The sequence below is a fragment of the Pseudenemella bisphenolivorans genome, assembly GCF_051133435.1.
Classification (GTDB): domain Bacteria; phylum Actinomycetota; class Actinomycetes; order Propionibacteriales; family Propionibacteriaceae; genus JAAYAO01.
The window spans coordinates 48,354-69,914 of the sequence record NZ_JBPGNY010000001.1 but is presented as its reverse complement, the minus strand read 5'-3'; the positions used below and the strand labels follow the sequence as shown (position 1 = coordinate 69,914).

Annotated in this window: 20 protein-coding genes; 11 read left to right on the top strand and 9 right to left on the bottom strand. The window is 67.4% G+C overall.

The annotated features are described in order from the left end of the window. Window positions 1–2 precede the first annotated feature (2 nt). From ACR4XW_RS00320 to ACR4XW_RS00295, 6 genes are all read right to left on the bottom strand, one after another. The gene (locus ACR4XW_RS00320) at window positions 3–785 is read right to left on the bottom strand and encodes an ABC transporter permease (protein ID WP_434758516.1); all 783 of its coding nucleotides are present in this window, start codon (window positions 783–785) and stop codon (window positions 3–5) included. Continuing rightward, a complete protein-coding gene (locus tag ACR4XW_RS00315) occupies window positions 782–1,519 on the bottom strand; it encodes an ABC transporter permease (RefSeq protein ID WP_434758515.1) in 738 nt (245 codons plus the stop codon). Before ACR4XW_RS00315 ends, ACR4XW_RS00320 begins: the two co-directional genes overlap by 4 nt. A gap of 91 nt (window positions 1,520–1,610) precedes the next feature. After that, window positions 1,611–2,570: an ABC transporter substrate-binding protein gene (locus ACR4XW_RS00310; RefSeq protein ID WP_434758514.1), complete on the bottom strand. Its 960-nt coding sequence runs from the start codon at window positions 2,568–2,570 to the stop codon at window positions 1,611–1,613. Between the two features lie 277 nt (window positions 2,571–2,847). After that, window positions 2,848–3,627 (bottom strand): glucosamine-6-phosphate deaminase, encoded by a 780-nt coding sequence (gene nagB, locus ACR4XW_RS00305; RefSeq protein ID WP_434758513.1) that lies wholly within the window; start codon window positions 3,625–3,627, stop codon window positions 2,848–2,850. Window positions 3,628–3,715: 88 nt separating this feature from the next. Then, window positions 3,716–4,996 (bottom strand): MFS transporter, encoded by a 1,281-nt coding sequence (locus tag ACR4XW_RS00300; RefSeq protein WP_434758512.1) that lies wholly within the window; start codon window positions 4,994–4,996, stop codon window positions 3,716–3,718. Window positions 4,997–5,056: 60 nt separating this feature from the next. Continuing rightward, complete coding sequence (locus ACR4XW_RS00295; protein ID WP_434758511.1) at window positions 5,057–6,232, bottom strand: acyl-CoA dehydrogenase family protein; 1,176 nt, start codon at window positions 6,230–6,232, stop codon at window positions 5,057–5,059. Window positions 6,233–6,512: 280 nt separating this feature from the next. Between ACR4XW_RS00295 and rpsO the strand changes: the two genes are divergently transcribed. The 4 genes from rpsO (at window position 6,513) to ACR4XW_RS00275 (ending at window position 10,826) form a co-directional block, all read left to right on the top strand. After that, the gene (gene rpsO, locus ACR4XW_RS00290) at window positions 6,513–6,776 is read left to right on the top strand and encodes a 30S ribosomal protein S15 (RefSeq protein WP_434758510.1); all 264 of its coding nucleotides are present in this window, start codon (window positions 6,513–6,515) and stop codon (window positions 6,774–6,776) included. 244 nt (window positions 6,777–7,020) lie between these two features. Further along, the gene (locus tag ACR4XW_RS00285) at window positions 7,021–9,219 is read left to right on the top strand and encodes a polyribonucleotide nucleotidyltransferase (RefSeq protein WP_434758509.1); all 2,199 of its coding nucleotides are present in this window, start codon (window positions 7,021–7,023) and stop codon (window positions 9,217–9,219) included. Between the two features lie 156 nt (window positions 9,220–9,375). Further along, window positions 9,376–10,113, top strand: coding sequence for a 4-hydroxy-tetrahydrodipicolinate reductase (gene dapB / locus ACR4XW_RS00280; RefSeq protein WP_434759378.1), 738 nt, complete (start codon window positions 9,376–9,378; stop codon window positions 10,111–10,113). Beyond that, on the top strand, window positions 10,110–10,826 hold the full coding sequence (locus ACR4XW_RS00275) for an LmeA family phospholipid-binding protein (protein WP_434758508.1): 717 nt from the start codon (window positions 10,110–10,112) through the stop codon (window positions 10,824–10,826). The genes dapB and ACR4XW_RS00275 overlap by 4 nt, the downstream gene beginning before the upstream one ends. An 84-nt stretch (window positions 10,827–10,910) precedes the next feature. Here the strand turns inward: ACR4XW_RS00275 and ACR4XW_RS00270 are convergent, their stop codons facing one another. Continuing rightward, the gene (locus ACR4XW_RS00270) at window positions 10,911–11,462 is read right to left on the bottom strand and encodes a GNAT family N-acetyltransferase (RefSeq protein WP_434758507.1); all 552 of its coding nucleotides are present in this window, start codon (window positions 11,460–11,462) and stop codon (window positions 10,911–10,913) included. 23 nt (window positions 11,463–11,485) lie between these two features. Between ACR4XW_RS00270 and ACR4XW_RS00265 the strand changes: the two genes are divergently transcribed. Then, window positions 11,486–13,171, top strand: a complete 1,686-nt coding sequence (locus ACR4XW_RS00265; protein WP_434759377.1) for a ribonuclease J — start codon at window positions 11,486–11,488, stop codon at window positions 13,169–13,171. A gap of 10 nt (window positions 13,172–13,181) precedes the next feature. After that, window positions 13,182–13,922 carry a DNA repair protein RecO gene (gene recO / locus ACR4XW_RS00260; RefSeq protein WP_434758506.1) on the top strand — a complete coding sequence of 247 codons (741 nt, stop codon included), beginning with the start codon at window positions 13,182–13,184 and terminating at the stop codon, window positions 13,920–13,922. Between the two features lie 130 nt (window positions 13,923–14,052). Here the strand turns inward: recO and ACR4XW_RS00255 are convergent, their stop codons facing one another. Together ACR4XW_RS00255 and ACR4XW_RS00250 are read right to left on the bottom strand one after the other, a co-directional pair. Then, entirely contained in the window at window positions 14,053–14,451 is a 399-nt protein-coding gene (locus ACR4XW_RS00255) for a Fur family transcriptional regulator (protein ID WP_434758505.1), read from the bottom strand. A 14-nt stretch (window positions 14,452–14,465) separates the two neighbouring features. Then, window positions 14,466–14,765 (bottom strand): putative quinol monooxygenase, encoded by a 300-nt coding sequence (locus tag ACR4XW_RS00250; RefSeq protein WP_434758504.1) that lies wholly within the window; start codon window positions 14,763–14,765, stop codon window positions 14,466–14,468. Between the two features lie 85 nt (window positions 14,766–14,850). On the opposite strand from ACR4XW_RS00250, the gene ACR4XW_RS00245 reads away from it, so the two are divergent. From ACR4XW_RS00245 to ACR4XW_RS00225, 5 genes are all read left to right on the top strand, one after another. Then, on the top strand, window positions 14,851–16,239 hold the full coding sequence (locus tag ACR4XW_RS00245; protein WP_434758503.1) for a glycine--tRNA ligase: 1,389 nt from the start codon (window positions 14,851–14,853) through the stop codon (window positions 16,237–16,239). A 113-nt stretch (window positions 16,240–16,352) separates the two neighbouring features. Next, on the top strand, window positions 16,353–17,501 hold the full coding sequence (gene dusB / locus ACR4XW_RS00240; protein WP_434758502.1) for a tRNA dihydrouridine synthase DusB: 1,149 nt from the start codon (window positions 16,353–16,355) through the stop codon (window positions 17,499–17,501). A 61-nt stretch (window positions 17,502–17,562) separates the two neighbouring features. Next, window positions 17,563–18,645: an HD domain-containing protein gene (locus tag ACR4XW_RS00235; protein WP_434759376.1), complete on the top strand. Its 1,083-nt coding sequence runs from the start codon at window positions 17,563–17,565 to the stop codon at window positions 18,643–18,645. A 76-nt stretch (window positions 18,646–18,721) separates the two neighbouring features. Continuing rightward, entirely contained in the window at window positions 18,722–20,587 is a 1,866-nt protein-coding gene (gene dnaG, locus ACR4XW_RS00230) for a DNA primase (RefSeq protein WP_434758501.1), read from the top strand. Between the two features lie 121 nt (window positions 20,588–20,708). After that, entirely contained in the window at window positions 20,709–21,551 is an 843-nt protein-coding gene (locus tag ACR4XW_RS00225; protein WP_434758500.1) for a sigma-70 family RNA polymerase sigma factor, read from the top strand. Window positions 21,552–21,561: the final 10 nt, after the last annotated feature.

The window sequence follows — 21,561 nt, the reverse complement described above, 5'->3', positions numbered from 1 at the left end:
CGTCAGTTCCTTTCAGCCTTTCGAATACCCTCGTGCCACCGCAGGACGACCGCCTCGACGACGCGGAAAAGTGACGCCAGCACAACACCGACCAGGCCCAGCAGCAGCACACCGCTCCACATCTCGGCGATCGCGAAGTTCTGCTGGAACTGCAGGATCTTGAAGCCCAAGCCGTTGCTGGCGGCGAACATCTCGCTGATCACCATCACGATGATCGCCAGCGACAGTGCCTGCCGGGCGCCGGCCATGATCTGCGGCGAGGCACCGGGCAGCACCAGATGGGTGATCCGGCGTCGCCGGCTCATCCGGTAGACCGTCGAGGTCTCGTGCAACACCTCGTCGACCCCGCGGACACCCTCGATGGTGTTGAGCAGCACCGGCCAGACCGCACCGATGGCGACCACAATGATCTTCATGGTGTCGCCGATGCCGGCGAAGAGCATCAGGATCGGTACCAATACCGGCACCGGGATGGCCCGGAAGAACTCCAACACCGGCTCGATGAACTGACGCACCCGGGGCCAGGTGCCGATCACCGAGCCCAGTCCGATACCGATCACCAACGCCAGCAGATAACCGACGGCCAGACGCGCCAGGCTCGGCAGTACATCGCTGGCGAAAACCGGCCCGAGCCACGTCGAGGCGAAGGCGTCCAGAATCTTCGACAGCGGCGGAAAGAAGAAGTTCTTCGATCCGGCACTGAGCACCCACCACAGGGCGATCAGCACCACCGGGGTGCCGATCTTCAGGGCGGTGAGCAAGCGGGGGTTCCAGTCGCGGTTCACTTCGCGGCCTCCCTTCGCATCGCCGGATGCCACCGCAGCACCCGTCGTTCGGCGGCGCGCAGCACCACGTTCACCACGACCCCCATCAGGGCGGCCACGATGACCAGTCCGTACACCTCGGCGACCCGGTTGGCGGAGTTGGCCAGCACGATCATTCGGCCGATTCCGGGCGAGCCGATGATCAACTCACCGGTGATCTCCAGAATCAGCGCCACACCTGCGGCGAGCCGGAAGCCGGTGATCACATAGGGCAGTCCCGACGGCAGCAGCACCATCCGCACGTGCCGGATCAGCGAGAAGCGATACGACCGGGAGGTTTCGATGGCCACCGGATCGACGTCCTTGATGCCGTAGATGGCTTGCACCAGCACCTGCCAGAAGGCCGAGTAGATGACCAGCATCAAGGTGGAGCGCATATCGGTGCCGAAGATCAAGATGGCGATCGGAATCAGCGCGACCGAGGGAATCGGGCGCAGGAACTCGATCACCAGCGAGGTGGCCGCGCGCAGGGGTTCGATCACCCCGATGATGAATCCGAGCGCCAGCCCGGCGATGCTGGCGATCCCCAGCCCGATCGCCCAACCGCGCAGGGTGGCGAACAGTGCCTGCCAGAACTCCCCGGTGGTCACCAACTCGCCCAGCGCCGCCATCATCGAGCTGAACCTGGGCAGATAGCGCTCGGGCACCACCCCGATCAGCGGCAATACCTCGAGCAGGAGCAGCAGCGAAACCACGCCCGCCACACCGAGCCCCACGCCGGCGGGGTTGAACCGGCGTGGGGCTCGACGGGCGGAGGTGGGTGCGAGTGGGGAGGTGGTGGCCGGACTATCCGTTGGGGAGGATGTCATCGACATTGAAGTCCTTCTCGAGGAACTCGTACTTCACCATCGCCTCGGCCAGGGTGTTCAGGCCGTCCTTGTCGACCTCACCGGTCCACTTCGGCAGCACCATCGATTCGAGGGTCTTGGCGTCGACGCGGGTGAAGGCCTCGACCGCTTCGATCCGGGCCTCCTCGTCCTCGTTGATGATCTCGGAGGCCTCGTCGATGGACTTCATGAAGGCCTCGATGGTGTCGGGGTTGCGCTCGGCGAACTCCTTGGTCGTCACCCAGCCGGAGACCGGGATGCCCTCGAAGGCGCCGCTGAAGTTCTCGACCACGACCTGGTGTCCGGCTTCCTTGCCCGCGGCCATGAAGGGCTCCACGACCCAGATGGCGTCGACATCGCCCCGTTCCAGGGCGGCCTGCATGTCGGGGAAGGGCATCTCGACGTAGGTGACCTTCTTCGGGTCACCGCCATCCTCGGCCACGGCATTCGAGATCGCCAGCACGCCGATATTGCGCAGGTGGCTCACCGCCACCTTCTTGCCCTCGAGGTCGCGCGGCGACTTGATCGGGGAGTCGGCCTTCGCCATCACGGTGTGGTCGCGGTTACCGGTGTTGTTGCCCGAGGCGATCTGCAGGGGGAGACCCTGGTCGGCGGCCAGGATGATCGATACGTAGTTCGAGAACGCAATGTCGAACTCACCGGCGGCAACCGAGGAAATTGCCTGCACTCCGCCGGTGGTGTCCTTGATCGTGACGTCGAGGCCGTTCTTCTCGAAAATGCCCTTGATCTTGGCAGCCTGGCCGGGGGTGGCATCCACCACGGGGAACATGCCGATCGACAGCGTCTTCTGCTGCTCGCCTTCGGCCGGGCCGCCGCCATCGCCGCAGCCGGCCATCACCAGCATGGCCGCTGCGAGGCCGGCCACCACACCCATCAAACGCTTTCTGGGAGAACGCATAACCATCCCCTTCGTGAGGAACTCGGTGGAGATATGTGATCAAATATTCCAACAAGTCAAACACGTCCGGGACAACGGCACAAGGGTCGTGGGTAACGAGTGGGACGAGCGGGACGGTCCGTCCCGACGGCCCGGGGGACCTCCCGGGTGCGGGGTCGGCTCGTCATGAAGGTCGCCGGCAACGAGGGCGCACAGGGACCTCCCGGGTGCTGGTCGGCTCCCGGGACGGGGCGTCCGGCCCGAGGGGGCGGGGGCCTTCACCCCCGCCCGTGGTGACTCACAGCCAGTCGAGAGTTTCCGGGTAGGCGTCGCGGTAGTAATCGAGCAGGGTGAGCTCGCTCGCGGCCTCCTCGTCCACCACGATGGTGGCCCGCGGGTGCATCTGCAGGATCGAGCCCGGAACCATCGCCGTCATCGGGCCCTCGACCACCCCGGCGATCGCGTGCGCCTTGTTGGCGCCCTGGGCGACCAGCACGACATTGCGGGCATCGAGGATCGTGCCGAGGCCCTGGGTGAGGCAGTGGGTCGGCACCTCGTCGAGAGAGTTGAAGAACCGCTGATTGTCCAACCGGGTGGTGCGGGCCAGGGTCTTCACCCGGGTGCGGGAGGCGAAGGACGAGGTGGGTTCGTTGAACCCGATGTGGCCGTTGGAGCCCACGCCCAGGATCTGCACGTCGACACCGCCGGCGGCGGCGATCGCAGCCTCGTAATCGGGGCCGGCGTTGGCCAGATCCTCGCGGAAGCCGTCGGGGCAGTGCACCTTGGCCGGATCCATGCCCAGCGGCTCGGTGACGGTGGTGCGCACCACCTCGGCGTAGCTCTCGGGATGGCCCTTGGGCAGGCCGACGTACTCGTCGAGAGCGAAGGCCGAGGCCCGACTCAGATCCAGATCACCGGCGCGCACGCGCTTCGCCAACGACTCGTACACACCCATCGGGGATGAGCCGGTCGCGACACCCAGCACCACCTCGGGACCGACCTGGTCGATCACCTGACCGATTCTGGCTGCGGCAACTTCGCCGACTCGTTGGGCATCCGGGCAGACCACAACTTGCATGCTGACTCCTCGTCGAGATTCTCCTGCCGAAAACGATACGACCAGGCACCCGCCGCAGCGTGGCCGACCCGTCGAAACGTGCGGCGAATCACGTCGCAGCGTGCGGTGAGAACCGGTACCGGACGAAGGCCGGAACCAGCAGCGCCAACAGCACGGTGCCGACGATCACCAGCACCCCACCACCGGCGGTGGCCACCGCGGTGCCAACCAGGGCCGCGGTCGAGCCGTGCAGCAGGTCGGCCACCCGCGGTCCGCCGCTGACCACCACGGTGAAGACACCTTGCAGCCGACCGCGCATGTCGTCGGTGGCGGCCTGCAACAGAATCGTGGACCGGAACGCGGCCGAGGCCACATCGGCGGCACCGCCGAGCATCAGGCAGGCCACCGCGATCACCACCAGCACCCCCGGTCGTCCCTGGGCGAACCCGACCGCCACTCCGAAGCCGGTGATCGCCGCACCCCAGACCACGATCGCGACCACCACGGCCAGCCCGTGTCGGGTCACCCGCGACACCCAGCCGGAGAAGATGCCGCCCAACACCCCGCCGAGGGGGATGGCGGCGAACAGCAGGGCGAACACCCAACCACCCTCGGTGGGGCCTCCGAAGGACATGTTCGCGATCTCGGGAAACAACGCCCGGGGCATGCCGAAGACCATCGCGACGATGTCGACCGCGAACGACATCATCACCACCGGGTGTTTCGCCAGGTAGGCGAATCCCTCGATCACCGAACGCAGCCCGGCCCGCGCCGGGGTGCCGATCGGGGGCAGCGCGGGCAGCCGCAGCACCATCAGCACCGCCACCACCAAACAGGCCGCGTCGATGGCATACAGCAGCGGAAAGCCGGTGAGCGGAATCAGCATGCCGCCCAGCAGTGGCCCGGCCACCGCACCGACCTGCAAGACCGTCATGTTCAGCGAGTTGGCCGCGGCCAGTTCCCGGGCCGGCACCAGCCGGGGCACGATCGCGGTGCGCACCGGCTGATTGAGGGCGAAGAAGGCCTGTTGTACCGCGAACAGGCACAACAGCACCCAGGGATTGGTCACCCCGAGGGCGGCCTGAACCCAGAACAGGCCACTGGTCACCGCCAGACCGATCGAACTGAGCACCAGCAGCATCCGCCGATCCAGCGAGTCGGCCAGGGCCCCGCCCCACAGTCCGAAGATCATCAACGGCACCAGGCCGAAGATGCCGGTCAGCCCCACCCAGCCCGAGCTGCCGGTCATCGAGTAGAGCTGCGCCGGCACTGCCACCACGGTGAGCTGCCCACCGATCACGGTGATGATGTTCGCCACCCAGAGCCGGCGGAAATCCGGGTGGCTCAGCGGTCGGGTGTCGGCCAACAAGGCACGAAAGCGGGCGGGCATCGGGTCAGGATATCGACGCGATGCCCGCCCGCCCGGTGCGTCCGGTGGGCAGCTGCCCGATCAGATCATGGCCCGCAGCGGTCCCTGCGGTTCGAAGCCCAGTTCGCTCAGGGCCGCCGCCTGGTACGGGGTGGTGGCCACGTGGATGGCGTGGTGCAGACCGGCCTGCATATCGCGCCAGTACTTCTGCATCATCGAGTCGTTGCGCAGAGCGGTACCGCCACAGCGGGCGTAGGCGTCGTCGACCGCGCGCACGGCGGTCCACACCGCATCCACCTGGTTGCGGCGACCCTCGGCCCGGCGGGCGAAGGAGACTTCCTCGCCGGCGGCGACGATGTCGTAGATCTCCTGGGCATTGCTCAGGATGGCCTCGCGGGCGGCCCGCAACTGGGCGCCGCTCCGACCCAGGTGGTACATCACGATCGGGTCGTCCTTGATCACGTTGCCCTCGGCGCCGACGCGGTCACGCTGGTAATCCTTGATCTGGTCGTACAGACCCTGGGCGATCCCGATGGTGGCCGCGGAGATGCCCAGCGGGAACATCATCGACCAGGGCAACTGGTAGAGGATCTTCTCCACACCCATCTCGCGCCACTGCACGCCCTCGACGACATCGTCGTAGGCCATCAACCGGTGGTCGGGGATGAAGGCGTCCTTGACCACGATGTCCTTCGATCCGGTGCCGAGCAGGCCCACCACGTCCCACGAATCCGGCACGATCTCGTAGTCGCTGCGCGGCAGGTTCACGTGCAGCATCTGCGGGGGCATCACCATGTTGCCCTCCTCGTCGCACTTCATCGCGCCCAGGTACAGCCACCGGCAGTGGTCGGTACCCGACGAGAAGGACCAGCGGCCCGACATCCGGTACCCACCCTCGACCCGGATGGCCAGGCCGTTGGGCATGTACGGGGAGGCGATCCAGGTATCGGGGTCCTCACCCCACACCTCGTCCTGAACCTCCTTGGTGCCCAGTGCCAACTGCCAGGGGTGCACGCCCACCACGCCGGCCACCCAGCCCGCCGACGGGTGAAGTGCCGCCAGGGTCATCACGGTCTCGGCGAACTCCCGGGGGCCGACCTCCAGACCGCCGTACTCGGCCGGCTGCAGCATCCGGATGACCTGTTGCTCCTTCATCCGCGCGACGGTGGCGTCGGAGAGCTGATTGAGCTTGTCGGCCTCGAGTGCCTCGGAACGGTACTCGTCGGCGGTGGCGAGAATCTGGTCTTTGACGGACACCGGAACTCCTAGAACGATCGGGTGGTGGATGTGCAGCGGTCACTGTGCACGCATCAGGGTAGGGACCGGCCCGCCGCGCTCGGTTTCCGTTCCCGGTGATCGGCAGGGCAATCGCTTTCCGGTTCACAGATGTCCGGCATTGGGTGCTGGGGCGGGTGATGGGGTATGGTCTTCAGGTTGCCGTCACGACGGCCGCGGATCACGAAGAGCTCCAACACCGCAGAGGTGGCCCGGAATCCGGGGGAGCGCCGCGCAACGGGAAACCGAAGGAGGAGCAGCCATGGACGCTGCCGAGAAGCAGAAGATCATCGAAGAGTATGCGACCAAGCCGGGGGACACCGGTTCGCCCGACGTGCAGATCGCGCTGCTCACCAAGCGGATCTCGCACCTGACCGAACATCTCAAGGAGCACAAGGGTGACCATCACTCGCGTCGCGGCCTGATGTTGATGGTCGGTCAGCGTCGTCGACTGCTCAACTACGTGGCCAAGAACGACATCGAGCACTACCGCTCGCTGATTGCTCGGCTGGGTCTGCGTCGCTGATTCTCATCGCCGCAAACCGGCATGGCTGACACCCCGGGAACGCATTCGTTCACCGGGGTGTCAGCGTTGCTTGATATAACCGAATAGCACTACCCACCACCGCGTGTGCCGGTACGTCTGCCTGATGCAGATCTCGGTCCTCGGTAGTGGTTCACGGGACCAAGCGCCCGTGGGCCTCGATCGAAGACCGGTCTCATACAGGATCACCACGTTCCGGACACACGCCATGTCAGGAAGGAATCCCGTGGAGGGACCTGAATTCACCGAAGCCGTTCTCGACAACGGCAAGTTCGGCAAGCACACCGTCCGTTTCGAATCCGGCCAGTTGGCCAAGCAGGCCGACGGCTCCGCCGTGGTCTACTTCGACGACGACACGATGTTGTTGTCGACCACCACCGCCCAGAAGACCCCGCGGGATGCGATCGACTTCTTCCCGCTGACCGTCGACGTCGAGGAGCGGATGTACGCCGCGGGCCGGATCCCCGGCTCCTTCTTCCGTCGCGAGGGCCGCCCGTCCGAAGGTGCGATCCTCACCTGCCGGCTGATCGACCGTCCGCTGCGTCCGTCCTTCGTCAAGGGCCTGCGCAATGAGGTCCAGGTCATCGTCACCGTGATGGCGCTGAACCCCAACGTGCTCTACGACGTGGTGGCGATCAACGCCGCCTCGATGTCCACCCAGCTCGCCGGCCTGCCGTTCTCCGGCCCGATCGGCGGCGTGCGCATCGCGCTGATCGACGATCAGTGGGTTGCCTTCCCGACCGTGGAGCAGCTCGAGGACGCGACCTTCGACATGGTCGTGGCCGGCCGGGTGCTGGCCGACGGCGACGTCGCGATCATGATGGTCGAGGCCGAGTCGACCGAGCAGACCTGGGACCTGATCAAGGCCGGCCGCACCGCGCCGACCGAAGAGGTCGTCAGCGAAGGCCTGGAGGCGTCCAAGCCGTTCATCAAGGCTCTGTGCGATGCCCAGGCCGAACTGGCCGCCAAGATGCCGAAGGACACCTACCCCTTCCCGGTCTTCCACGACTACGAGCAGGACGCCTACGACGCGGTCGCTGCCAAGGCCGAGGACGAGCTGTCGAAGATCATGCAGATCCCCGGCAAGCAGGAGCGCGACGACGCCTCCCACGACCTGCGGATTCGGATCACCGAGGAACTGGCCGAGGAGTTCGAGGGCCGCGAGAAGGAACTGTCGGCCGCCTTCAAGGCGATCACCAAGAAGATCGTGCGGCACCGCACCCTCACCGAAGGGGTCCGTATCGACGGCCGTGGCCCGCGTGACATCCGCACGCTGTCGGCCGAGGTCGGCGTGATCCCGCGGGTGCACGGTTCGGCGCTGTTCCAGCGCGGCGAGACCCAGATCATGGGTGTCACCACCTTGAACATGCTCGAGATGGAGCAGAAGCTCGACGTGCTGGGCCCCGAGACCAGCAAGCGCTACATGCACAACTACAACTTCCCGCCCTACTCCACCGGTGAAACCGGCCGGGTGGGTTCGCCCAAGCGCCGCGAGGTCGGCCACGGTGCCCTGGCCGAACGCGCCCTGGTGCCGGTGCTGCCCGACCGCTCCGAGTTCCCCTACGCGATCCGTCAGGTCTCGGAGGCCCTCGGCTCCAACGGGTCGACCTCGATGGGCTCGGTCTGCGCCTCGACCCTGGCGCTGCTGAACGCCGGTGTGCCGCTGCGCGCCCCGGTGGCCGGTATCGCGATGGGCCTGATGAGCGAAGAGGTCGACGGCGAGGCCAAGTACCTGGCCCTGACCGACATCCTCGGCGCCGAGGACGCGCTGGGTGACATGGACTTCAAGGTCGCCGGCACCCGTCAGTTCGTCACCGCCCTGCAGCTCGACACCAAGCTCGACGGCATCCCGGCCGAGGAACTGGCCAAGGCCATGCTGCAGGCCCGCGAGGCCCGCTACGCCCTGCTCGACGTGATGGCCGAGGCCATCGACACCCCCGACGAGCTGAGCGACTACGCCCCGCGGATCATCACCGTCAAGATTCCGGTCGACAAGATCGGTGAGGTGATCGGGCCCAAGGGCAAGGTGATCAACCAGATGCAGGAGGACACCGGCGCCAACATCTCGGTCGAGGACGACGGCACGATCTACATCGGCGCCTCCGACGGCACCGCCGCCGAGGCCGCCCGGGCGATGGTCAACGCGATCGCCAACCCGACCATGCCGGAGAAGGGCGAGCGTTACCTGGGTACCGTCGTGAAGACGACCACCTTCGGTGCCTTCGTCTCGCTGCTGCCCGGCAAGGACGGCCTGCTGCACATCTCCAAGCTGCGTGACCTGGCCGGCGGCAAGCGCGTCGACAACGTCGACGACGTGGTCTCGGTCGGTCAGAAGCTCGAGGTGGAGATCTCCGAGGTCGACGATCGCGGCAAGCTGTCGCTGATCCCGGTGATCGAGGACGACGAGGACTCCGAGCAGGAGTGATTCCCGCCTTGCGCTGAACCAGTGCTGTTCGGCACAGTTCGGTTCAGTGCCGCAGCCGCCCGGTTGCCCATCCGCACTCTGGTGCGGTGGCGACGGGCGGCTGTTGCGTTGTGGGCCGGGCACCACCGGGAGCCCACTACACTGTCCGGCGTGACTGTGACTGTGGGAGTGTTCGGCGCCAAGGGCAAGATGGGCGCAGAGGTATGCCGGGCCATCGAGGGCGCGGCCGATCTGGAACTGGGGGCCGCCCTGGACCTCGGCGACGAACGATCGGCCGCTGCCGATTGTCGGGTGATGGTGGATTTCACCAACCCCGATGCGGTGATGGACAACCTCAGCTGGTGCATCGACAACGGCATCCACGCCGTGGTCGGCACCACCGGCTTCGACGCCGACCGGCTGGCCGAACTGCGTCGGCGGCTGGCCGACAAGCCGGAGGTCGGCATTCTGATCGCGTCGAACTTCTCCATCGGGGCGGTGCTGATGATGGCCTTCGCCGAGCGGGCCGCCCGCTTCGTCGACAGTGTCGAGATCATCGAACTGCATCACCCCGACAAGGCCGACGCCCCCTCCGGTACCGCCACCACCACCGCCCAGCGGGTCGCAGCGGCGCGCGCCGAGGCAGGCTGTGAGCCCTTCCCCGACGCCACCAAGCACGAGGTCGACGGTGCCCGTGGGGCGTCCATCGACGGGGTGCACGTGCACAGCGTCCGGGTGCGCGGCCTGGTCGCCCACCAGGAGGTCGTGCTCGGCACGCCGGGGGAGACCCTCACCATTCGGCACGACTCGCTCGACCGGGTCTCCTTCATGCCCGGCGTGCTCACCGCGGTGCGGGCGGTGCCCGACCGTCCGGGGCTGACCCTGGGCATCGACGAGTTGCTGGGGCTTGCGTGAGCGAACGCCGCAAGGGATCCGGCTGCCTGGTGGCCGTCGTCGTCCTGATCGCGCTGCTGTCGGGCGCGGTCGTGATCGGCGACAACCTCACCCGCGACTATGTCGAGGAAGAGTTCGCCACCGGCGTGCAATCAGAACTGGGCATGGATGTGCCACCCGAGGTCGACATCCAGGGCTGGCCCTTCCTGTGGCAACTGTGGCAACGCAAGTTCGACCACGTGCAGATGAACGCCGCACAGGCCACCCTCAGTGACCAGGAACGCAGTATCCGGGTCGACGACCTGCACGTCGACCTGCACGGGGTGAACGCCTCGCAGGATTACACCGAACTGGTCGCCGAACGGCTCAACGCCACCGGCAGGCTCTCCTGGGACGAACTCAGCCGTCTGGTCGACGGCGGTCAGGTATCGGCCGCCGGCTCCGATCGGATCAAGATCCGCTACACCCTCGAAGTCTTCGGCCAGACGATCGACGTCGAGGCCAGCGGCAAACCCGTCCTCGACGCCGAGGCCCAGAAGCTCAAAATCGAGGACGTGGATCTGCGCGTCGTCGGTATGGACGTACCCCGGGCGATCACCGAGGAACTGATGCGGCTGCGACTGGGTGAGATCGATCTGGCCCTGCCGATGGGCCTGCGGGTCGACGCCTTGGGCGTGGCCGAGCGGGGGATCGAAGTGCAGGTCTCCGGCACCGAGGTGCCGCTGCGGCGCTGAGGGGCGGGGTGATCGGATCAGCCGGGTTGTTCAGATCAACCGGGTTGTTCAGATCAATCGGGTTGTTCAGATCAATCGGGTTGTTCAGATCAGACAGTGCAGCCGCAACTGCTTGAGTTGCACGCTCTCGTCGTCCGGGCCGATCGCCCGATGCGCACCGTCATAACCCCACCCGGCGTCGGTGAAGAAACTGCGGCGGGCGTCGTCGGCCGACACCACCCAGTACAGCGCGCGGGTGAACTTGTCGGCCCGCAGGGTGTCGACCACAGCATGCATCAACCGTGAGCCGTGGCCCTGCCCGCGGGCCAGGGGGCTGATCGCGAACTCACCGACCAGGGCATCGGTGCTGGGGTCGGCGTCCTCATCGTCGGCGGGCTGGGTGGTGGCGAAACCGACCACTCGCTCGCGCGGCCCCGCGGCCACCGCCACCAGCACCCGGCAGCGGGGGTCCGGCGGACGCATGATCGCCTGCTCCCAGGCCGCGGCCACCTCGTCCACCTTGGTCATCATCAGGGCTTCGGCCAACTCACCACCCAACTCGCGCCAGGCATCACGCTGGATACCGGCGATCTGGGCGGCCTCGGCGGGCAGGGCGAGCCGAACCGAGTCGGGGCGGGGCGCGTCAGATGTGCTCACCGCAGCGATGCTACTAGGCTCGACTGGTGACCATTGGCCTGAAGACTCCTCCACCGCTGAGCCCCGGGACCCTGCGGATCATTCCGCTGGGCGGGCTGGGTGACGTGGGACGCAATATGACCTCCTTCGAGATCGACGAGCGCTTGTTGCTGGTCGACTGCGGGGTGTTGTTCCCCGAAGAGGCCCATCCCGGCGTCGATCTGATCCTGCCCAGCCTCGACCTGGTGACCTCACGGGTGGATGAGATCGAAGCACTGATCCTCACCCACGGGCACGAGGACCACATCGGGGCGGTGCCCTACCTGCTGCGGCACCGGGCCGACATCCCGATCTACGGCACCGAACTGACCCTCGCCCTGGTCGCCGAGAAGCTGCGCGAACACCGCATCAAGGGTTACGACCTGCGGGTGGTGCGCGCCGGTGACCTGGTCACCGCCGGACCCTTCGACCTGGAGTTCGTCGCGGTGAACCATTCGATTCCGGACGCGATCGCGCTGGCGATCGGTACCAAGGCCGGCATCGTGCTGCACACCGGCGACTTCAAGATGGACCAACTGCCCCTGGACGGGCGGATCACCGACCTGCGCACCTTCGCCCGCCTCGGCGAGCAGGGCGTCGACCTGTTCATGGTCGACTCCACCAACGCCGAAGTGCCCGGCTTCACCACCGGTGAACGGGAGATCCAGCCCGCCCTGGACCGGGTCTTCGCCCAGGCCGAGGGGCTCGTCGTGGTGGCCTGCTTCGCCTCCCACGTGCACCGGGTGCAGCAGGTGCTCGACACCGCGGTGCGCTCGGGCCGCAAGGTCGCCTATGTCGGACGCTCGATGCTGCGCAATATGAAGGTCGCCGCCGACCTGGGCTACCTGCAGGTGCCGCCCGGGGTGCTGATCAACCTCAACGACCTCGACAACCACCCGGCCCACGAGGTTGTCATCATCTCCACCGGCTCCCAGGGCGAACCGCTGTCGGCGCTGTCGCGGATGGCGAACCGGCAGCACCAGGTGGTGCACCTGACCGAACGCGACACCGTGGTGCTGGCCTCCTCGTTGATCCCGGGCAACGAAACCTCGGTGTTCCGGGTGATCAACGGGCTGATCACCCTGGGCGCCAAGGTCGTCCACCAGGGCAATGCGCTGGTGCACGTGTCGGGGCACGCCTCGGCCGGGGAGTTGCTGTATTGCTACAACATCGTCCAGCCCCGCAATGTGATGCCGATCCACGGTGAATACCGGCACCTGATCGCCAACCGCGACCTGGCCGTGGCCACCGGGGTGCCGGCCGACAACGCGATCGTCACCACCGACGGCGGCGTGGTCGATCTTCGTGACGGCAAGGCCGAACTGGTGGGCAAACTCGATGCCGGCTACATCTTCGTCGACGGCACCTCGGTCGGTGCGGTGTCCGAAGCCCTGCTGACCGACCGGCGAATCCTCGGTGAGGAAGGTTTCGTCTCGGTGATCGCCGTGGTCAGCACCCAGAGCCGGGAACTGATCTCCGGGCCCGACATCCACGCCCGCGGATTCGGAGTCGACGAATCGGTCTTCGACCAGATTCGCGACGAGATCGCCCAGGCCCTCCTCGACGCCCTGGCCGAAGGGGTGGACGACCCGCACCGCCTGCAACAGGTGATGCGCCGCCGGGTCGGTCGCTGGGTGGGCAACACCTTCCGTCGCCGGCCGATGATCGTGCCGGTGGTGATCATCGCCTAGGTGTGACGTCGTGCCCACCTATCGTGACGAGGCGCTGGTGCTGCGCACCCACAAACTGGGGGAGGCCGACCGGATCGTCACCCTGCTCACCCGCCGCCACGGCAAGGTGCGGGCGGTCGCCAAGGGAGTGCGGCGCACCTCGTCGAAGTTCGGGGCCCGGCTGGAACCGGCCAGCCATGTCGACCTGCAGCTCTACGAGGGCCGTAACCTCGACACGATCACCCAGGCCGAGTCCCTGCATCCGTACGGGGAACGGATCGCCCACGACTACGGTCGCTGGACCGCCGCCCAGGTGATGTTGGAGACCACCGATCGGCTGGTGGCCGAGGAACGCGAACCCTCCCACCCGCACTTCCGCCTGTTGCAGGGGGCGCTGCGGGTGCTGGGGGAGGGCACCACCGACGGGCCGCGGCCGGCGACCATGATCCTGGCCTCCTACCTGTTGCGGGCCCTGGCGCTGGCCGGTTGGGAGCCGGCGTTGAACCAGTGCGCCACCTGCGGGCGGCCCGGGCCGCACGAGTGGTTCGCCCCGGTCGCCGGTGGCATGGTCTGTGTGCACTGCCGCCCGGCCGGTTCGGCCCGCCCCCGGCCACGCACCTGGCAACTGCTGGGGCAACTGATGGTGGGCGATTGGGCTGCCACCCGCGATGTCGATGAAGCGGTGATGCGCGAAACCGACGGGTTGGTGGCGGCCTTCGCGCAATGGCACCTGGAACGGGGCCTGCGGTCGCTGCCGCACGTCGACCGCTGAGACCTGCGGCCGCCACGCGCGTGTTTACCCGCGCTCAGCCTGCAGCGCGCAGGTTCTGATGCTCAGCCTTCTGCTGCAGCACGCATGTTCTGAGGCTCAGCCTTCGGCTGCGGCACGCATGTTCCGGTGCTCAGCCTTCGGCTGCAGCACAGTCGCTGCACAGGCCGTGCACCTCGAGCTCGTGGGTGATGTCATGGAATCCGTGCGTGGTGGCGAGTTCGGCCGCCCAGCGTTCCACCACCGGGGCGCTGATCTCCACGGTGTGTCCGCAGTTGCGGCAGACCAGGTGATGGTGGTGCCCGTCGGAGCACTTGCGATAGGAGGTCTCCCCGTCGGCGGTGCGCAACATGTCGAGTTCACCGGCCTCGGTCAGCGCGGTCAGGTGCCGATACACCGTGGCCAGACCGATCTTCACACCCCGTCCGCGCAGTTCGTCGTGTACTTGTTGGGCGGTTCGGAACTCGGCGATCTCGCTCAGCAGATCGCGCACCGCCGCGCGTTGCGGGGTATTGCGGGTGGCCGGTTGCATCGGATGGTCCTTTCTCACAGCGCCTCCGGTGCGAGGTATGCCGACGGCTCGTCGATCACCCATTTCATCACCGGCAACCACATCGTCTTGGCCGGGCCGCCCAAACCGATCCTGCGGTAGGCCCCGACATCGGCCCAGCGGGCCCACAGCAACCACAGGTCGGGCTCGTCCAGATTGCGGGTCAGACCGCCGTCGAGCCAGCCCGGGTTGGTTCGCCAGTGGGCGAGCAGCGCCTCCACCCCGTCGCGCAACGGCGCCACGTCGTCGGCGGGCACCCGAAAGCGGTGAATGGTATGCAGGCTGTGGTCGCTCACCTCACTCACCATAATCGGCTAGCCTGTGAGCTTGTGTGACCGACGCCAGCCGGGCGTGCGGTTCTGTGGTGAGAAAGTGGGAGTTGTGGCACCGACCAGCAAGCTCGACAACGTGATCAGCCTCGCCAAGCGGCGGGGTTTCGTCTTCCCCTGCGGCGAGATCTACGGCGGTACCCGCTCCGCCTGGGACTACGGCCCGTACGGCGTCGAGTTGAAGGAGAACATCAAGCGTCAGTGGTGGCGTGCGATGGTCACCGCCCGCGAGGACATCGTGGGCCTCGACTCTTCGGTGATCCTGCCCACCAAGGTGTGGGAAGCCTCCGGCCACCTCAAGGCCTTCGTCGACCCGCTGGTGGAGTGCAAGAACTGCCACCGCCGCTACCGGGCCGACCACCTGCAGGAGGAGTACGCCGAGAAGAAGGGCATCGACAACCCCGACTCGGTCGATCTGGCCCTGATCGCCTGCAGCAACTGCGGCAACCGCGATTGGTCCGAGCCGCGGATGTTCAACGGTCTGCTGAAGACCTACCTCGGTGCGGTCGAGGACGAGTCCGGCCTGCACTACCTGCGCCCCGAAACCGCACAGGGCATCTTCGTGAACTTCGCCAATGTGGTGCAGAGCGCCCGCAAGAAGCCGCCCTTCGGCATCGCACAGACCGGTAAGTCGTTCCGCAACGAGATCACCCCGGGCAACTTCATCTTCCGCACCCGCGAGTTCGAGCAGATGGAGATCGAGTTCTTCGTCAAGCCCGGCACCGACGAGGAGTGGCACCAGTACTGGATCGATGCCCGCCTCGACTGGTACACCGGGCTGGGCCTGAACCGCGACAACCTGCGGCTGTACGAGCACCCGCAGGAGAAGCTGTCGCACTACTCCAAGCGCACCGTCGACATCGAGTACCGCTTCGGATTCGCCGGTTCGGAGTTCGGTGAGCTCGAGGGCATCGCCAACCGCACCGACTTCGACCTGTCCACCCATGCCGAGCACTCCGGGCAGGACCTGTCGTACTTCGACCAGGCCGCCGGTGAACGCTGGGTGCCGTACGTGATCGAGCCCTCCGCCGGTCTGACCCGCTCGCTGATGGCCTTCATGATCGAGGCCTACACCGAGGACGAGGCCCCCAACACCAAGGGCGGGGTCGACACCCGCACCGTGCTGAAGCTCGACCCCCGCCTCGCGCCGGTCAAGGCCGCGGTGCTGCCGCTGTCGCGCAATGCCGACCTGTCACCCAAGGCCCGGGACCTGGCCGCCCAACTGCGACAGAACTGGAACGTCGACTTCGACGACGCCCAGGCGATCGGCCGCCGCTACCGCCGCCAGGACGAGATCGGCACCCCCTACTGCATCACCGTCGACTTCGACACCCTCGAGGACAATGCGGTCACCATCCGCGAACGCGACTCGATGACCCAGGAGCGGATCGGGCTCGATCAGGTCGAGGGCTACCTCGCCACCCGCCTGATCGGCTGCTGAACCCACCCCAGCCGCAAGCGCCGGGTACCGGAGTGATCCGGGCCCGGCGTTTCGCATGTAGTGGGCTGCTGCACGTGGTCGGGCCGGCTTGTCCGGCACCCTAGAATGGCGCGGTGAGTTCAGCCCTGGTTCTTGATGCGCCGTCCCGTCCGGGGGCGGTGCAGGTCGACGTTCCGGTCATCCTGGCGCCGATGGCCGGCATCACCAACGCCGCCTACCGGCAGTTGTGCCGCGAACAGGGCGCCGGGCTGTACGTCTGCGAGATGATCACCTCCCGCGGCCTGGTCGAACGCGACCGCAAGACGATCTCGATGCTCGAGTTCGATCCGGGCGAGACCGTCCGGTCGGTGCAGTTGTACGGGGTCGACCCGGGCACGATGGCCGAGGCCACCCACATCCTGTGCACCGACTTCGGCGTGCAACACGTCGACCTGAACTTCGGCTGCCCGGTGCCGAAGGTGACCCGCAAGGGCGGCGGCGGGGCGCTGCCGTGGAAGCGCGATCTGCTCGAGGCGATCCTGCGTCGCACCGTCGAGGCCGGGGACGCCCACGGGGTGCCGGTGACGATGAAAACCCGGATGGGCATCGACGACGACCACCTCACCTACCTGGATGCCGGCCGGATCGCCGCCGACACCGGTTGTGCCGCGATCGCGCTGCACGGTCGCACGGTCGTCCAGGCCTACTCGGGGCAGGCCGACTGGTCCGCTATCGCCGAGCTGGTCGAGGCGGTCGACATTCCGGTACTCGGCAACGGCGACATCTGGGAGGCCGGCGATGCACTGCGGATGGTCGACGAGACCGGTTGTGCCGGGGTGGTGATCGGACGCGGCTGCCTGGGCCGTCCCTGGCTGTTCGCCGACCTGGCCGCGGCCTTCACCGGCCGGGAACACCGCGCCCTGCCGACCCTCGGCGAGGTGGCCGCGATGGTGCGTCGGCATGCGGTGCTGTTGGCCGGGTTGATGGGCGAGGAGCGCGGCCTGACCGACCTGCGCAAGCACATGGCCTGGTACTTCAAGGGTTTCCCGGTCGGCGGGGAGATCCGCCGCGGGCTGGGTTTGGTGTCATCACTGGCCGACCTGGATGAACAGTTGGCGAAGTTTGACCAAAACGTCGCCTTCCCGGCCGAAATCCTGGGTGCGCCGCGTGGACGCCAGGGATCGCCGCGTGATCGAGTAGTGGTTCCCCAGGGATGGTTGGACGACCGGTGCGGTCTGGGACTGGACCTGTCGGCGGCAGAATCGGACGTCTCGGGCGGTTGAGCAGGAGGAAGACAGGTTGAGCGGCGAACTCATGCCCCGGGCCAAAGCCTGGGCGAACACGATGGCCGGCCACGATCACGGCGAGTTGGTGCGCGCCCACCGCAACTCCACCGCCACGATCGGCCCCCGCAAACCCCAGAGCCGTGAGGAACGCGAAGAGCTCGAGCGCCTGATCCTGCTGCCCGGCGCCACCTTGGCCAAGGGGGCCGGCAACCGGCTGATCGAAGAGGAGCCCGACAGCGAACGCACCTGCTTCGAACGCGACCGCGACCGAATCATCCACTCCACCGCCTTCCGCCGACTGGCCGGCAAGACCCAGGTGATGGTGCACCCCACCGACCACCAGCGCACCCGGCTCACCCACGCCATGGAGGTTGCCCAGGTGGCCACCTCGATCGCCCGCGGGCTCGGGGTCAACGTCACCCTGGCCGACGCGATCGCGCTCGGCCACGACTGCGGCCACGGCCCCGGCGGCCACGCCTCGGAGGACGCCTTCGACGCCTTCATCCCCGAGGGGTACGACCACGGCCCCTGGGGTGCCGATGTGGTGCTCACCGGGCTGAACCTGTGCGCCGAAACCCTCGACGGCATCCGCAACCACTCCTGGTCGCGGCCGGCCCCGAGCACCGTGGAGGGTGAGATCGTCTCCTGGGCCGACCGGATCGCCTACGTCGCCCACGACCTCGAGGACGCCTACCGCGCCGGCGTCGTCGACCTCGCAGACCTGCCGCCGGAGATCACCGAGGTCTGCGGCAGCACCCGCCGCGACCAGATCCGCACCTTCGTGCACGCGGTGGTGCGTTCCACCACCAGTACCGGGGTGGTCGGGATGGACCCGGACAATGCCGCGGCACTGGCGGCCCTGCGGGCCTTCAACTACGAACGGATCTACACCCGACCGGCCTCGGTCGCCCAGGCTCACGCGGTGATCGCGGTGCTGCACGGGCTGGTCGAGCACTACGCCGCCCGTCCGCACAAACTGCCCGGACGGGTCGAGGCCGACCCGGATTCCCCCGAGGCGGTGCGCGCAGCGGTCACCTGGATCGGTGGGATGACCGACCGGTACGCCTTCGACACCGCGGTGCGCGAGCTCAACTGGGACGTCGACAAGCTGCCCAAGTCGATGGACGAACTGGGCGAATGAGCCCCGATCGGTTCGCGAGCACGGTCGGCACCCGCGGGGCCGGGTCGTTGCGTCCCTAGCGCTACACTCACCGACCATGGCGGGACGGATTCGGGACGAGGACGTGGCGCTGGTGCGCGAACGTGCCCGGATCGAGGACGTCGTCGGCGCCACGGTGATGCTGCGCAAGTCCGGTGGCGGTTCACTGAAGGGCCTGTGCCCCTTCCACGAGGAGAAAACCCCCAGCTTCCAGGTCACCCCCAGCCGCGGGCTGTTCTACTGTTTCGGCTGCGGTGAGGGCGGGGACGTGATCACCTTCCTCGAGAAGCTGGAGAACCTGAGCTTCACCGAGGTCGTGGAACATCTCGCCGACAAGTACGGGGTGCAACTGCGCTACACCGACGAGCGCGGCCCCCGGGTCGAACCGGGCCTGCGTCAGCAAATCATCGAGGCCAACAAACAGGCCGCCGAGTTCTTCGCCGAACAACTTGCCCGTCCCGACGGATTGACCGCCCGACAGTTCCTGGACAGCCGCGGCTTCAACCGCGCTGCGGCCGAACACTTCGGGGTCGGCTACGCCCCCCGCGGCGGCCGGGAACTGGCGAGGTTGCTGCGGTCGCGTGGTTTCAGCGACGAGGTGTTGATCCGGGCGGGGCTGATCCGCTCGGGAGGTTGGGACTTCTTCCAGGGCCGGGTGTTGTGGCCGATTCGCGACGCCGGCTCCTCGGTGCTCGGTTTCGGGGCACGCCGGTTGTTCGACGACGACCGGATGCCGGCGAAGTACCTAAACACCCCCGAAACCCCCGTGTACCGCAAATCCCACGTGCTCTACGGGCTCGACCTGGCCCGGCAGAACATCGGCAAACGCCACCAGGCCGTGGTGGTGGAGGGCTACACCGACGTGATGGCCGCCCATCTGGCCGGGGTGACCACCGCGGTGGCCAGTTGCGGCACCGCCTTCGGCGATGACCACGCCCGGTTGCTGCAACGGCTGATGGGTGGTGACGCCTTCGCCGGTGAGGTGATCTTCACCTTCGACGGCGATGCCGCCGGCCAGGCCGCGGCCCTGAAGGTCTTCGGGGGTGACCACCACTTCATTGCCCAAACCTATGTGGCGGTCGAACCCAGCGGGCTGGACCCGTGCGACCTGCGCCTGGAACGCGGTGACGAGGGGGTGCGCGACCTGGTGGCCCGCCGGATCCCGCTGTACAAGTTCGTGATGCAGAACGTGCTGGATCGCCACGACCTGGACCGCGTCGATGGCCGGCTGGCGGCTCTGCGGGAGGCCGCACCGTTGGTTGCCAGCATCCGCGACCGGTCGATGGTCGACGGCTATGCCCGGGAACTCAGCCAACTGCTCGGCATGGATCTGGACGAGGTGCGCCGCGAGGTGCATGGCGCCGCCGGTCGCGGCCGACGACCCGAGCCGGCCGAACGTCCGGCCGAGCCGGTCACCGAGGCACCACGCAGCGGAGTGCCGTGGCCGGACCCCGGCGAACGCGAACTCAGTGTGGAACGCGGTACCGCCCACCTGCTGGTGACCCGTCCCGACCTGTTCGGCCCCGAATGGTCGGGGTTGACCGAACAGGACTTCCGGCACCCGGCGTACCGGGAGATCTTCCGGGCGGTGTCCCGGGCCGAACCGACCCCGGCCGGCCCCGAATGGGTGCAGGCCCTGCGGTCGGTGGTCGATGACCCCACGGTGGTGCGGTTGCTGGCGTCCTTGGGGGTGGAAACACCGCTACGGGAGCCGGACGCGGCCTACGTCACCGCGCATGTCGCGAGCCTCCAGGTGCTCACCGTCACCCGGCAGATCGATGACCTGAAATCGAAGCTGATGCGCACCAACCCGGTGGAGTACCAAACCGAGTACAACCAGATGTTCTCGACGCTGCTGGGCCTGGAGAACCGCCGCCAGGAACTCGTCCAACGCAGCGTGGTCACCAGCACCGACCTGATCTGAGGGGTGCCGCGGGCGGGCACGATTGTGAGGCGTCCACAGAGATTGGTGTTGTCCGGTTGAGTCATCCACCGATTCGTTGCGGGGTCTTGTCGGACGTTCGGCGTCGGGGTGTGCTGAGGGCATGGACCTCTACGAAGATCTGGACCGGCGCATCTTCGCCGACCTGTGTTGTGACAACCCGTCCGCGCGGCTGACCGCCGAGCAAGAAGCGCATCTGGCCCGCACCATCGAGGTCGGAACCTTGGCGGTGGATGCCTCTGCGGAGGTGTTGGACGAGACCGAGCGACGGATTCTGATCGCCCGTGGGCTGGTCGCCCACCAACGGATGATCCTGGCGAACCTGCCCCTGGTGTCGTGGGTGGTGGCCCAGGAATGGCGCAGCGACGAGCGCGAAGACCAGTTCCAGGAAGGAGTGCTGGGGCTGGATCGGGCGGTGCGCGGCTACGACCATCGCCGGGGCGGTTTCGGCACCTATGCGATCAAGTGGATCCGTGAGGCGGTCTTCGGGGCCCGTGCCCACCAAGTCGGGCGCGGTGCGCGCTGGATGCGCGAATGGCACCGGCTGCGCGGGCTGGAGGATTCCCTCACTCAGGAGTACGGCCGCACCGTGGACGCCGGCGATCTGGCCGAGGCGGCCGGGCAGAGCAGTGATTGGATCCATGACCGGCTGCAACGACCGGGCCCGCTGCTGGGCCTGGAACCGGAACTGGCCGACTCCGCCGTCGAACCCGAGCAGATGGCCCTTCCGGCCGAAGAAGTGACCGCGATGCTCGATCGGTTGGCACGCCTGCCGCGAAGGGTGCTGGAACTGCGTTTCGGCATCGGTCGGCGGCCCCATTCCCGGGTCGAGATCGCCCGAACCCTGGGGCTCAGTACCAAGCAGGTGGCCGGAATCGAGGAGCGAGCCCTGGAGGAGTTGCGCGGGGTGTGCCCCAGCCAACTGGGGGAGTACCTGGCCGCGTGATACCGATTGG

What these genes read in the sequence shown, in the direction of transcription:
- ACR4XW_RS00310 (WP_434758514.1), bottom strand. Translation starts at nt 2,570, where the DNA reads ATGCGTTCTCCCAGAAAGCGTTTGATGGGTGTGGTGGCCGGCCTCGCA.
- nagB (WP_434758513.1), bottom strand. Translation starts at nt 3,627, where the DNA reads ATGCAAGTTGTGGTCTGCCCGGATGCCCAACGAGTCGGCGAAGTTGCC.
- ACR4XW_RS00300 (WP_434758512.1), bottom strand. Translation starts at nt 4,996, where the DNA reads ATGCCCGCCCGCTTTCGTGCCTTGTTGGCCGACACCCGACCGCTGAGC.
- rpsO (WP_434758510.1), top strand. Translation starts at nt 6,513, where the DNA reads ATGGACGCTGCCGAGAAGCAGAAGATCATCGAAGAGTATGCGACCAAG.
- ACR4XW_RS00255 (WP_434758505.1), bottom strand. Translation starts at nt 14,451, where the DNA reads ATGCAACCGGCCACCCGCAATACCCCGCAACGCGCGGCGGTGCGCGAT.
- ACR4XW_RS00235 (WP_434759376.1), top strand. Translation starts at nt 17,563, where the DNA reads ATGGCCGGCCACGATCACGGCGAGTTGGTGCGCGCCCACCGCAACTCC.
- dnaG (WP_434758501.1), top strand. Translation starts at nt 18,722, where the DNA reads ATGGCGGGACGGATTCGGGACGAGGACGTGGCGCTGGTGCGCGAACGT.
- ACR4XW_RS00225 (WP_434758500.1), top strand. Translation starts at nt 20,709, where the DNA reads ATGGACCTCTACGAAGATCTGGACCGGCGCATCTTCGCCGACCTGTGT.